12 protein-coding genes are annotated in these 13,132 nt (G+C 61.2%); 9 read left to right on the forward strand and 3 right to left on the reverse strand.

Translation table 11 applies throughout. The features are described from left to right. Position 1: 1 nt before the first annotated feature. Positions 2-292, reverse strand: a complete 291-nt coding sequence (locus tag ACR0EK_RS05785; protein WP_267363318.1) for a DUF1330 domain-containing protein — start codon at positions 290-292, stop codon at positions 2-4. A 370-nt stretch (positions 293-662) separates the two neighbouring features. Then, positions 663-887: a DUF1127 domain-containing protein gene (locus ACR0EK_RS05790; RefSeq protein WP_480773185.1), complete on the reverse strand. Its 225-nt coding sequence runs from the start codon at positions 885-887 to the stop codon at positions 663-665. 925 nt (positions 888-1,812) lie between these two features. Here ACR0EK_RS05790 and mraZ point away from each other — a divergent pair. The 9 genes from mraZ (at position 1,813) to ACR0EK_RS05835 (ending at position 11,489) form a co-directional block, all read left to right on the forward strand. Continuing rightward, positions 1,813-2,280: a division/cell wall cluster transcriptional repressor MraZ gene (mraZ, locus tag ACR0EK_RS05795; protein ID WP_480773186.1), complete on the forward strand. Its 468-nt coding sequence runs from the start codon at positions 1,813-1,815 to the stop codon at positions 2,278-2,280. Positions 2,281-2,284: 4 nt separating this feature from the next. Continuing rightward, complete coding sequence (gene rsmH / locus ACR0EK_RS05800; protein WP_209504536.1) at positions 2,285-3,277, forward strand: 16S rRNA (cytosine(1402)-N(4))-methyltransferase RsmH; 993 nt, start codon at positions 2,285-2,287, stop codon at positions 3,275-3,277. After that, positions 3,274-3,642 carry a cell division protein FtsL gene (gene ftsL, locus ACR0EK_RS05805; protein WP_209504535.1) on the forward strand — a complete coding sequence of 123 codons (369 nt, stop codon included), beginning with the start codon at positions 3,274-3,276 and terminating at the stop codon, positions 3,640-3,642. Before rsmH ends, ftsL begins: the two co-directional genes overlap by 4 nt. Continuing rightward, positions 3,639-5,426: a peptidoglycan D,D-transpeptidase FtsI family protein gene (locus ACR0EK_RS05810; RefSeq protein WP_480537414.1), complete on the forward strand. Its 1,788-nt coding sequence runs from the start codon at positions 3,639-3,641 to the stop codon at positions 5,424-5,426. Before ftsL ends, ACR0EK_RS05810 begins: the two co-directional genes overlap by 4 nt. Positions 5,427-5,448: 22 nt before the next feature. Continuing rightward, positions 5,449-6,948 carry a UDP-N-acetylmuramoyl-L-alanyl-D-glutamate--2,6-diaminopimelate ligase gene (locus ACR0EK_RS05815; protein ID WP_480967653.1) on the forward strand — a complete coding sequence of 500 codons (1,500 nt, stop codon included), beginning with the start codon at positions 5,449-5,451 and terminating at the stop codon, positions 6,946-6,948. Next, positions 6,945-8,339 (forward strand): UDP-N-acetylmuramoyl-tripeptide--D-alanyl-D-alanine ligase, encoded by a 1,395-nt coding sequence (locus ACR0EK_RS05820; protein WP_480899070.1) that lies wholly within the window; start codon positions 6,945-6,947, stop codon positions 8,337-8,339. The genes ACR0EK_RS05815 and ACR0EK_RS05820 overlap by 4 nt, the downstream gene beginning before the upstream one ends. Positions 8,340-8,375: 36 nt before the next feature. Beyond that, on the forward strand, positions 8,376-9,458 hold the full coding sequence (gene mraY / locus ACR0EK_RS05825; protein WP_480475931.1) for a phospho-N-acetylmuramoyl-pentapeptide-transferase: 1,083 nt from the start codon (positions 8,376-8,378) through the stop codon (positions 9,456-9,458). Between the two features lie 149 nt (positions 9,459-9,607). Further along, positions 9,608-11,005: a UDP-N-acetylmuramoyl-L-alanine--D-glutamate ligase gene (gene murD / locus ACR0EK_RS05830; RefSeq protein ID WP_480899069.1), complete on the forward strand. Its 1,398-nt coding sequence runs from the start codon at positions 9,608-9,610 to the stop codon at positions 11,003-11,005. Positions 11,006-11,114: 109 nt separating this feature from the next. After that, positions 11,115-11,489, forward strand: coding sequence for a glycine zipper family protein (locus ACR0EK_RS05835; protein WP_480475937.1), 375 nt, complete (start codon positions 11,115-11,117; stop codon positions 11,487-11,489). Here the strand turns inward: ACR0EK_RS05835 and ACR0EK_RS05840 are convergent. Then, positions 11,486-12,667, reverse strand: a complete 1,182-nt coding sequence (locus ACR0EK_RS05840) for a BaiN/RdsA family NAD(P)/FAD-dependent oxidoreductase (RefSeq protein ID WP_480899067.1) — start codon at positions 12,665-12,667, stop codon at positions 11,486-11,488. The genes ACR0EK_RS05835 and ACR0EK_RS05840 overlap by 4 nt on opposite strands. Positions 12,668-13,132: the final 465 nt, after the last annotated feature.

Genomic DNA, 13,132 nt, shown 5'->3' on the forward strand with positions numbered 1-13,132 from the left:
GTCATATCCCGTCGACCAGAACCAGATTGGTGGTTGCGGTGGCCTTTCGGATCTTCGCCAGTTCGATGTAATCCGGGTCGTCCTTCCAGGATTTCGCTGCTGCAAGATCCGGAAACTCCATCAACACAATCCCGCCTTCGGGCCAATCGCCTTCAATCCGTTCGACCGGTTTGGATGAGACCGTCAGCAGGCGACCGCCGTGGCGGTCGAAGATCGGCATGAAACCTGCCAGATAGCCCTGATATCCGTCCGGGTCGTGAATGTTGATCTGCGCAATGAAATAGGCGGCCATGGCGTCCTCCGCATCAGATGTCAGGACGCCATCCTACACCAGTGTCCGAAAAACAGAAAACGGCGGTTCCCAGGGAGGAGGAGAGGGAACCGCCGTCTTGTCAACATCAGAGCAGGGAGGAGGAGAGCCCTGATGTATGCGAACCCGGGTTTGAATCCGGTATGAGGAAGACGCGGCGATGTCAGGGAGGAGGAAGACATCGCCGCGCGCTTTCAACATCAAGGCAGGGAGGAGGACGCCCCGATGTATTCGTGTCCGGCGGGTTGAGGCCGGTATTAGGTGCGGCAACGTCAGGGAGGAGGAAGACGCTGCCGCTGATTACAGACCCTAAGGGAGGAGGAAGGGCCTGATCTCAGTATGCGTGTCGCGCTTACCGCGCGGTTTGTTCGTTTGCCGCCTGCAGGGCAACGCGGCGGATCATCGAGCGGTGCAGGCCAAGATCGGCCAGCTCGTGGTTCGACAGGGCGGACAGTTCATTGACCGTCTGGCGATACATGCGATAGCGCACGAACCGGATCTTTGCGTTTTCCAGAACTGCGCCAAAACCGAACGCCGGTGCATTCTTTACTGCTGTATGCGTGCTTGCGACTGCCATGCTCATCATCCGTATCTTTTTGTCTTGCCGGTATCGTCCGGCCCTTGCTTGAGACTGAAGATAGGCAAATGCTGCAATTGCACAATAGGTCGCGACATCAATGCTGCTATGCAGCAAATGCATAGATTGGCTCAGTTTTTTCATTTCGCAGCGATGCGCCTTGAAAATATGGGGTCGACCCTAGGTCAGCTTTGGCAGGGGCATCTGGCCCTTCCCGGTGGCCTGCCTTTGAATTGAGCGCACTCGGCGGGAAAATGGGCAAAACATATCCGTTCTGATGTTGACAAGGCTTGGGTAAATCGCTCGTGGGAAATCATGGGGCGATGTGGTCGCGTGGGGGAGATTGCTGGAAAACGACCCGAAATTCTGAACGATTCGAAGGGCGGATTGTGCATTTGAGGCCGATATTTCCAGTCCAAAAGAAAAGTGGGCAAAATTCTTGGGAAATCGCGGGAAAAATTTCGACCGATGAATTTCCCAATATATTGGGGTGTGTTATTCGCCACCCGCTAAAAATGGTGTCACGAAGCTCGAATCCTTCAGTGACAATCCAGTCTAGCCGTGTTCCTCATGACACGTTGCGCAAAATTCCTATTGATTTCCATGAATTCCCATGTCATCCCTTATACATCCGATGAGGACGAGGCAGCAGGGGCACCAAACGACCCCGACCAAAAATATTCAGGTTTCATACAGGCATCTCGCTTTCATCAACCAAGAGATCCGGCGCGCGGGCGAGCAGACATCCCCCCAGGTGGCGCGCGCAGCTGGACATCCCGCAAAGCGGGTCAATGCGGCGGGTTGATCAGTGGCAGCAGATCAACCCGCCGTTTTTCATCCGGGGGGAACGTGAATTCAAGGTGGGGCGCAAGCGAAAGGGACAGTCGTCTTGGCGCGCAGGTTTAGAGGTGAAAGCCACCATAAGGTGGATACGAAGGGCAGGGTGTCGATCCCGGCCTCGTTTCGCCGTGTGCTTGAATCGTCCGATCCCAACTGGCAGCCCGGTGACAACCCTGAACTGGTGATTGTCTATGGTGACCACCGCCGCAAATACCTTGAATGTTATACCATGCAGGCGATTGACGAGGTTGATGCCAAGATCGATGCCCTGCCGCGCGGCTCGATGCAGCGACGGATGTTGCAGCGCATGTTCCATGGTCAGTCCTTCCCGACCAACGTAGACGAAACCGGGCGTCTTGTGCTGCCCGCCAAGCTGCGCAGCAAGATCGGCCTCGAAGGCGAGGCGTTCTTTATCGCCGCAGGCGACACCTTTCAGATCTGGAAGCCCGAGACCTACGAGGTCGAGGAACTGGCCAAGACCGAAGAATGGATGGATGATCTGCCGGACGATTTTGACCCGATGCAGTTCCTAGACGGCACCGGGGATGCGTAACGGCATGGCCGGCGCTGCGTCCTCATCTGAAAAACCACATATCCCCGTTCTGCTGCGCCCCTTGCTGGCTGCGGTTGCGCCGGTCACGGGCATCTGGCTGGACGGCACGTTTGGCGCGGGCGGCTACACGCGCGGGTTGTTGGAGGCCGGGGCAGACAAGGTAATCGGTGTAGACCGTGACCCGCTGGCCTTTGAAATGGCGGCAGATTGGGCGCAGGATTACGGCGACCGGCTGGTGATGCAGCCCGGCGTATTCTCGCGCATGGACGAATACGCGCAGGATCTGGATGGCGTTGTACTGGATCTTGGCGTGTCCTCGATGCAGCTGGATCAGGCCGAGCGCGGGTTTTCCTTCATGAAGGACGGTCCGCTGGATATGCGGATGAGCCAGCAAGGTGAAAGCGCCGCCGATCTGGTAAATACAGCGACAGAGGCGCAACTGGCCGATATCCTGTTCCACTATGGCGAAGAACGCGCCAGCCGCCGGATTGCCAAGGCGATTGTCCGGGCGCGAACCGAGGCGCCGATCACAACCACCCTGCGTCTGGCCGAGATTGTCGAATCCTGTCTGCCGCGCCCGAAACCGGGGCAATCGCATCCCGCAACGCGCAGTTTTCAGGGCCTGCGGATCGCGGTGAATGCCGAATATGAAGAGCTGTTTCAGGGCCTTATGGCCGCCGAACGTGCGCTGAAACCCGGTGGGCAGCTGGCTGTTGTCACCTTCCATTCCATCGAGGACCGGATGGTCAAACGGTTCTTTCAGTCGCGCGCGGGCAAAACAGGGCGTGCGAACCGCTATGCGCCCGAGATGGAACAGGACCAGCCGCAATTCACGCTGAAGACCCGCAAGGCCGTGGGGCCCGACGAACAGGAATTGCAGGAAAACCCGCGCGCGCGCTCGGCCAAGCTGCGTGTTGCGATCCGCACCGATGCTCCGGCGGGGGAAATTGAGGCCCGCGCCATTGGAATGCCTCAACTTGGGGGAAGGGCAAGATGAAGAGTGTTTTGTATGTGTTGACTGCTCTGTCCGTGTTCGGATTGGCGCTTTGGGCCTATCAGGAGAATTATCGCACCCAACAGGTGGTGAAGGAAACGCAATCCCTGCAACGCGAGATCGGCATGGCGCAGGTGCGGCTGGCGGTCCTGAACGCAGAATGGGCTTATTTGAACCGTCCCGACCGGCTGCGAGAGCTGGCGGACCTGAATTTTGAACGCCTTGGTCTGCTGCCTCTGCGGGCCGAACAGTTCGGGCGCGCCGATCAGATTGCCTTTGCCGAAGACCCGGACCTGCCCATCGTTGACCCGATTGAATTGCAGGCCATCACCGACATTCAGGCATTGGGCGAGGTGCAGATCCCATGACACGCACGCCCCTTCGCCCACTGGCCCGTATCCTTGACGCCCGTGCCCGGGGTGAAAACCCTAAGGCGATCGAGCGTGAAAACATCCGCAAGCGCCACGAAGACATGAAAGACCGCGCCCGCGCCCGCGCCGAAGGGCGTCTGCTGGTGCTGGGGCTGTTCTTCTTCTGCGCATTCTCGGTTGTCGGCGTCCGCATGGGCATGTTGGCGACGTCCGAGGTGCAGGAGCCACTGGCCAATGCGCCGGGGGCCGCGATTGCCATGCAGCGCGCCAATATCGTCGACCGCGAAGGGCGCATTCTGGCCACCAATCTGGATACCTATTCCGTCTACGCGCAGCCGCCACTGATGATCGATCCGATTGCGGCAGCAGATCAGCTGGTCGCGATCTTCCCCGATCTGGATAAAGAGCGTCTGGTCAAGGATTTCACTGGCAAGCGCAAGTTCCTGTGGATCAAGAAACGCATTTCGCCCGAACAGAAACAGGCCGTGCACGACATCGGTGATCCCGGCATCCTGTTTGGCCCGCGCGAGATGCGCCTCTATCCCAATGGCAAGTTGGCCGCGCATATCCTGGGTGGCTCCGGTTTTGGCCGCGAGGGCGTCAGCGCCGCCGAGGTGATCGGTGTGGCCGGGGTGGAAAAGCAGTTTGACGACTATCTGCGCGACCCGGCCAATGGCAACAAGCCGCTGCAACTGTCGCTGGACCTGACCATTCAGGCCGCGGTCGAACAGGTGCTCTACGGCGGTATGAAGATCATGAATGCCAAGGGCGCATCGGCAGTTCTGATGAATGCGCATACGGGCGAGGTTGTGTCCGCCGCCTCGCTACCCTCATTCGATCCCAATGATCGCCCACGCCCGCCGACCTCGGGGTTTGATCCCTCGGACAGCCCGCTGTTCAACCGCTATGTGCAGGGCGTGTACGAGCTGGGATCGGTCTTCAAGATTTTCACCGCCGCGCAGGCGGTTGAACTTGGGCTGGTAAACTCGAATACCATCATCGATACATCCGGCCCGATGAAGATCGGGCGCTTCCCGATCGGAGAGTTCAACGGCAAGAATTACGGCAAGATCAGCGTGGCGGATGTGATCGTCCACAGTTCGAACCGTGGCACCGGGCGTCTGGCGTTGCAGATCGGCGCGCAGCGGCAGCAGGATTTTCTGAATGCGCTTGGCATGTTCGACCCGACCCCGTTCGAGATTGTCGAGGCCACGGGCGGTGTGCCGCTGAAGCCAAAGAAATGGGGCGAGCTGAGCACTGTGACCATCTCCTACGGCCACGGCCTGTCAACCAGCCCGATGCACCTTGCAGCGGGATATGCGGCGATTGCCAATGGCGGGCATTATGTCAGCCCGACCATCCTGCGCCAGAACGGCCCGCAATACGGCCCCCGTGTGATGTCGCAGGGAACCGCGCGTCAGGCGCAGAAAATGCTGCGCAAGGTGGTGACGGATGGCACTGCCAGCTTTGGCGAGGTGAAAGGGTATGACGTGGCTGGCAAGACCGGCACGGCAGACAAGCCCAAGCCACGCGGCGGGTATTACGAAGACAAGGTCATCGCCACTTTCGCAACGCTCTTCCCGGCCTACGATCCGAAATATGTTCTGATCGTCACGCTGGATGAACCCTCTATCGTGGCTTACGGTGAAAAACGCCGCACCGCAGGCTGGACAGCAGTGCCTGTAGCTGCCGAACTTATTGGTCGCGTGGCACCTCTGCTGGGCTTGCGTCCCCGGCTTGAGCCTGAGGCGGGCGCTGCTATAACGCTGACCTCAAACTAGGCTGTCCGGCAAGAGGTGGGTCATGGGCACAAGGACAAAGAAACTCAGCCAAATGGCCCTGACCGCGCGAGGCGGGGTTAACCCCGAGATCACCGGTCTGGCCGTTGACAGCCGCGAGGTGAAAGACGGTTTCCTGTTTGCAGCTCTTCCCGGCACTCGGGTTCATGGCGGCACGTTCATCCAATACGCCCTGCGCATGGGGGCCGCCGCCATCCTGACCGATGCCGAAGGGGCGAAAATCGCAACAACCGAACTTGCGGCGTCGGATGCGGCGCTGGTGGTTGTCGAAGACCCGCGTCAGGCGCTGGCCGGGGCCGCCGCCCTATGGTTCGGTGCGATGCCGCAGACGATTGTCGCGGTCACCGGAACCAACGGAAAAACCTCGGTTGCCACCTTTGTGCGCCAGATCTGGACCGAACTGGGCCATGCCGCCGTCAACCTTGGGACAACTGGTGTCGAAGGGGCATGGACCGCACCGCTGGCCCATACCACGCCCGAGCCAATCACCCTGCATCGCTGTCTGGCGGAAGCCGCTGAAAACGGCGTGACCCACGCCGCGATGGAGGCCTCGTCCCACGGCCTCGAACAGCGCCGCCTGGATGGCGTGCACCTGACCGCTGCCGGGTTTTCGAACTTCACGCAGGATCATCTGGATTACCACGAGACTTTTGAAGCGTATTTCGCAGCCAAGGCCGGGTTGTTCGACCGGGTTCTGCCGCAGGATGGCACGGCTGTTATCAACCTGAGCGATCCCAAGGGGTCTCGGGTCCGCCGGATCGCCGAGGCACGCAGTCAATCGGTGCTGACCGTCGGGTTGGGCGACGCCGATCTGTGCCTGATCAACCAGCGGTTCGATGCTACCGGGCAGGATCTGCGATTTGCGTGGCAGGGCCGGACCTTCCAGACCCGCCTGAACCTGATCGGAGGGTTCCAGGCCGAAAACATCCTGCTGGCCTGCGGGCTGGTGATTGCTGCGGGCGACAGCCCCGAACGGGTTTTTGAAACGCTGCCGCATCTGACCACCGTGCGCGGGCGTATGCAGCTGGCCGCAACCCGCGAAAACGGCGCGACGGTTTTTGTGGATTACGCGCACACCCCCGACGCCGTGGCCACCGCCCTCAAGGCGCTGCGTCCGCATGTGATGGGTCGTTTGATCGCCATTGTCGGCGCGGGCGGCGACCGCGATGCCACGAAACGCCCGCTGATGGGAAAGGCAGCCGCCAACCACGCAGATATGGTTTTCGTCACCGACGACAACCCACGCAGCGAAGACCCCGCCGCCATCCGCGCCGCCGTCATGGCAGGTGCGCTCGAGGCAGCGGGCGACGTCAGCGTGACCGAGGTCGGCGACCGCGCCGAAGCCATTCTGCGCGGCATCGATGCCCTGCAACCCGGCGACGCACTGCTGATTGCGGGCAAGGGCCACGAAACCGGTCAGGTCGTCGGCGATCAGGTGCTGCCCTTCGATGATGTCGAACAGGCCAGCATTTCCGTCGCCGCGCTGGACGGGAGGGTCGCATGACGCTCTGGACAGCATCCGAGGCCGCTCAGGCAACGGGGGGGCGGGTCACGGCCGACTGGGCCGCTGATGGTGTCTCCATCGACACGCGCACCCTTCAACCCGGTGATCTGTTTGTGGCGCTGAAAGCGGCGCGGGACGGGCATGAATTCGTAGCCCAAGCGCTAGAGAAAGGCGCAGGCGCGGCTTTGGTTTCGCATATTCCCGACAACGTATCGCCAGACGCACCACTGCTGATCGTTGATGATGTGCAGGCGGCGCTCGAGGCTTTGGGGCAGGCAGCACGCGCCAGAACGAATACACGTGTGGTAGGGGTGACCGGCAGTGTCGGCAAGACGTCGACCAAGGAAATGCTGGCCGTGATCCTTGAAGCGCAAGGCAAAACCCATGCCAGCGTGGCCAGTTACAACAACCACTGGGGCGTTCCGCTGACCCTTGCACGGATGCCGCGCGACACTGAATTCGCGGTGATCGAGATTGGCATGAATCATCCGGGCGAGATTGCCCCGCTGGCCCGGCAGGCCCGCCCGCATGTGGCGCTGGTTACAACCGTGGCGGCGGTGCATCTGGAAGCCTTCGAGAATGTGGCTGGCATCGCCCATGAAAAAGCTGCGATCTTTGAAGGGCTCGAACCCGGTGGCGCGGCAATCGTCAACGCAGATATCGAGCACGCGGACATCCTGCGCCAAACGGCACTTGGGCAGGGGGCCGGGATCGTGGATTTCGGCCAAGGCGCAACGGATTACCGGTTGACCGACGTTCAGCAGGGGGCGAACACCGTGACTGCCGAAGCTGCCGTTGGTGATCAGGTACTCCGCTTTGCGGTGAACTCTGCCGGTACGCATTTCGCCATGAACGCACTGGGGGCCTTGGCTGCCTGCGTGGAACTGGGTGTCGATCTGGATGACGCTATCGCGGGGCTGCGTGCATGGTCCCCGGTCAAGGGGCGCGGTGTACGGGAAAGCATTCCTCTGCCCGGCGGCGGGCAGATCGAACTGCTGGATGACAGCTATAACGCCAACCCGACCTCGATGGAGGCCGCGCTGGACGTGCTCGCCGCCTCACAAGGCAAACGCCGCATCGCCTTTCTGGGCGATATGAAAGAGCTCGGCACGCAGGAAGAGGCGATGCACGCCGCCATGGCCGATGCCAAAGCTATGGCGCATGTCGATCAGGTGCATTGTATCGGCCCGTTGATGCGGGCACTGCACCACGCGCTGCCCCCTGCCAAACGCGGTCTCTGGTCCGAAACCAGCGCCGAGATGGCCGGACGGTTGCCGTCGCTGGTCAGGGACGGCGATACTGTTCTGGCCAAGGGCTCTCTCAGCATGGGATTGGCCTCGATTGTTGACGGTCTGCGCAAAATGGGGCAAGGGGGCGCGCTTGATGGGTGATCACGCCCATGCGCCTCGTGTGAGAAAGGTATTGTCATGCTGTACTGGTTGACCGCCCTGTCGGATGGCGGGGATTTCTGGAACCTCTTCCGGTATATCACCTTCCGCGCAGGCGGTGCCTTCATGACGGCACTGATCTTTGGGTTCATCTTCGGAAAGCCCCTGATCAACGTGCTGCGCAGAAAGCAGGGCAAGGGCCAGCCGATCCGCAATGATGGCCCCGAGGGGCATTTTTCCAAGGCAGGCACGCCAACAATGGGCGGGTTGCTGATTGTCGGTGCTCTTGTGACCTCGACCCTAGTCTGGGCACGTCTGGACAACCCTTACGTCTGGATGGTGCTTTTCGTGACCCTGTCTTATGCGGCCATTGGATTCGCGGATGACTATGCCAAGGTGTCGAAACAGAACACCAAGGGCGTTCCGGGGCGGATGCGCCTTGCCTTGGGCGTGATCATCGCGGTGCTGGCCGCGCTCTGGGCGACGTTGCACCACCCCGAAGCGTTGCAGAATCAACTGGCCGTGCCGGTGTTCAAGGACACGCTGGTCAATCTGGGTATCTTCTATATCCCGTTCTCGATTGTCGTGATCGTAGGGGCCGCCAACGCGGTAAACCTGACCGACGGTCTGGACGGTCTGGCCATCATGCCAGCCATGATCGCCGCCTCGACGCTGGGCGTGATCGCCTATGCCGTGGGCCGCGTCGACTTTACCGAATATCTCGACGTGCATTACGTGCCGGGCACGGGTGAGATCTTTATCTTCACCTCTGCGCTCTTTGGTGCGGGTCTGGGATTTCTGTGGTACAACGCCCCCCCGGCGGCGGTCTTCATGGGCGACACCGGATCGCTGGCGCTGGGCGGCGCGCTGGGCGCTATTGCCGTGGCCACCAAGCACGAGCTGGTTCTGGCCGTCGTCGGCGGCCTGTTCGTGGTCGAGGCGTTGAGCGTGATCATTCAGGTTCTCTACTTCAAACGCACCGGCAAGCGGGTTTTCCTGATGGCCCCGATCCATCATCATTATGAGAAAAAGGGCTGGGCCGAGCCTACCATCGTCATCCGCTTCTGGATCATCTCGCTGATCCTGGCGATGATCGGTCTGGCAACGCTGAAGGTCCGGTGACGCTCCCGCCAGGTTCGAAGGGCCTGCGGCCCTCCTGCCACCTGTTGGGCCCGGCTCGCGCCGCCGCGCGAGCCTGACACGCCCCTTGTCATTGTGATTTTCTTCAGTGCAGTGTGGCCTCCAAATCCAAATCAAAGAAGGTGGTTAGAATGATCCCGGTCAAAGGCTTTTCAGGGCAGAAAGTTGCGGTTCTGGGATTGGGCCGGTCCGGTCTGGCAACCGCACGCGCCTTGCGCGCAGGCGGGGCAGATCCGGTGTGCTGGGATGACAACCCGACAACCCGCGCCACAGCCGAGGGCGAAGGATTCTCCTGTGCCGACCTGCGCAAACAGGGGGCGTTTGACACGATTGCCACGCTCATCGTTTCACCGGGCATTCCGCATCTTTATCCCGAACCCAACCCCGTGGTTGCCGCAGCTTTGGATGCAGGCGTGCCGGTCGACAATGATATCGGCCTGTTCTTCCGCTCTTTTGCGGGGCCGGAATGGAGCAACTATGACACTCCGCCACGGGTCATCGCGGTCACCGGCTCGAACGGGAAATCCACCACCGCGGCGCTGATCCATCACATCCTGACCGAGGCCGGGCGCGAGGCGCAGTTGGCCGGAAATATAGGGCGCGGTGTTTTGGATATCGATCCGGGTGGCGATGGCTCGGTCGTGGTGCTGGAACTTTCCAGCTATCAGACGGAACTGGCCCGTGCGCTGACCCCGGATGTGGCGGTGTTCACCAACCTTTCGCCAGATCACCTGGATCGCCACGGTGGCATGGGCGGATACTTCGCGGCCAAACGAAGGTTGTTTGCCGAAGGCGGCCCGGACCGCGCGATCGTTGGCATCGATGAAACCGAAGGCGCCTTTCTGGCTGGCCAGCTGGCCGAAGGGCCGGCGGATGATCGGGTGATCCGTATCTCGGTAACGCGAAAGCTGACCGGGCCGGGATGGCAGGTCTTCGCGCGCAAGGGGTTTTTGTCGGAATACCGCAAGGGGCGGCAGGCCGGGTCTATCGACCTGCGCGCGATCAAAGGCCTTCCCGGTGCCCACAACCACCAGAACGCCTGTGCGGCTTATGCGGCCTGCCGGTCGCTGGGCCTAGCGCCGCGCGTGATCGAGGATGCGCTGCACGCGTTCCCGGGCCTGCCGCACCGCAGCCAGATCATCGCCGAGGCGGACGGGGTAACCTATGTCAACGACTCCAAGGCGACCAATGTCGATAGCGCCCTGAAGGCGCTGACTGCGTTCAAACAGATCCGCTGGATCTGTGGCGGGCTTGAGAAAGAAGGCGGCGTCGCAGCCCTGAACGCAGCAGCGGATCAAGTGATAAAAGCCTATGTCATCGGTCGTGAGGCGGCGGGCTTTGCGATGCAGCTGACGGTCGACGCGCAGGTCTGTACCACGATGGAGGCAGCAGTGGCGCATGCCATGGCGGAAGCCCAGGCGGGGGAGACCGTTCTGCTCGCTCCGGCGGCGGCAAGTTTCGATCAATATGACAATTTCGAACAGCGTGGCGACGACTTCACGGCGCAGGTGCAAAAACGGCTGTGCTAAGGCCGCACCTGCAACAGCCCGCCGGTAGATGTGGACATTTTTCAATCAGATTGACACTTTGTGGGAATTGAGGTTGCGTCACCTCCAGGTCAATAAAGAGGAAGCGGAAATGTCTGCACGCAAAATTCTCTCCATCCTTCCCGTCGTTGCGCTGGCCGGGGCCTGCGCCAATAGCGGGGCGAATTATGTTCCTATCATCGACGGGCCTGTGGGTCCGAACTACCAGTCCGATCTGGCCAATTGTCAGGCGCTGGCCCGGTCTCGCCCGACGCTGGACAGCAACACCGCGGGCGCTGCCGCCATCGGCGCGGCCGGTGCTGCGGCAACCACGGCAATTATCGACAACAGCGCCAGCGATCTGGGTCGCGCGGCGGCCGCTGGTGCTCTGGTCGGTGTGGGTGCCAGTGCGATCAGCAACACCCAGAATCAGGAAGTGATCGTGCGCAACTGCATGCGCGGTCGCGGCTACAACGTCGTAGGTTAATTCATAGCGGCAATGGCGACACCTGCGGCATGGCCCGATGACCATGCCCATTGAAAGTTGTAGCCGCCAAGCCACCCGGTGACATCCACCGCTTCACCAATCGCATAGAGGCCAGGGACATCCTTGGCCTCCATCGTTTTCGATGACAGATCATCGGTATCTATTCCGCCCAACGTCACCTCGGCGGTGCGGTACCCTTCGGTTCCCGACGGTACCAGCCGCCAGTCAGACAGGGCCGCGACCAGATCAGACAGTTTCGCGTCCGATTGATCGGCCAGATTGCCGGACATCGGGATGATTTGGCTTAAATACTCGACCAGCCGGGACGGCAGATGCCGCGCCAGTTCCGTTGTCAGCGCCTTGCGCCCGGCGTTTTTCCGTTGCGCACGCAACAGATCGAACAGGGGCAGTTCGGGGATCAGGTTCACGCCGATCTCCTCGCCTTCGCGCCAATAGGAGGACAGCTGCAAAACGGACGGCCCGCTGAGGCCGCGATGGGTGAACAGCAGCGCTTCGTCAAAACTTGTGCGCTTGTTGGACAGCCGCACGGGCAGGGAAACACCGGACAGGTCCTTGAACCGGCCATCCGAAAAGGTGAACGGCACCAGCGCCGCGCGGGTGTCGGTCACCCGCAGGCCAAACTGCCGGGCAATGTCATAGGCCAGCCCGGTCGCGCCCATCTTGGGGATGGATTTGCCCCCCGTGGCCAGTACCAGATTGGCGCAGGTCAGATGCAGGCGCTGCCCCTCACGCTCGACCTCCAGCGCGAATCCGGTGCCATCCTTGCGCAGATCACGCGGCGCGGTCTGCACCCAAAGTTCGGCGCCGGCGCGGCTCATCTCGTCCAGCAACATCTGGATAATCTGTTTTGAAGAGCCATCGCAGAACAACTGCCCCAGCGTTTTCTCATGCCATTTGATGCCGTGCCGGTTCACCAGATCGACAAAATCCCACTGCGTAAACCGAGCCAGCGCGGATTTGCAGAAATGCGGGTTCTGCGACAGGAAGTTGCCCGACCCCGCATACATATTGGTGAAGTTGCACCGCCCTCCGCCCGAGATGCGGATTTTCTCGCCCGGCGCCTTGGCGTGGTCGATCACCAGCACCCGCCCACCGCAACGGGCAGCGCACATCATGCCTGCCGCTCCGGCGCCCAATATGATCGTATCGAACCTCATGCACCGCCCTTGGCGTGGATTTTCGGCGATGACAAGGGTGAAACCCGGCGCATCGGGCCTAAGGCAAAGGATTTAGTTGTCAGGTGAATGATTCCCGGAAAATCGGGGCCTGCGGGCGGTGACACCCTTGCACGGGGGCCGGTTTGGGCTGGTTGTCGGGATATTGCGCGCGCGTCGCGGGGCGGGATTGGAAGGGTGCAGATCACAGAAAACTACGCTCGGGTCCGGTCAAATTGCGGCACCGTTCAGGTTGTGCAGGGCACCTAGTCCCGCCACATGTTGGGCCGCCGAACAGGGTGGTGACTGGCTTGACCGGCTGAAACGGCGAGGGCCGGGCAACGTTCAGATACTTTTTGGAGAATCGATTTCCGGTACCAGTCAGCCGCTGTCGTGTCATGCCGTCCGCCCGGTTTAGCGGCAACAGGAAGCTCCAATGCCAAGGGCTTGACCGGGGTCAGCCCTCGC

The sequence above is a fragment of the Ruegeria sp. AE4 genome (assembly GCF_056542185.1).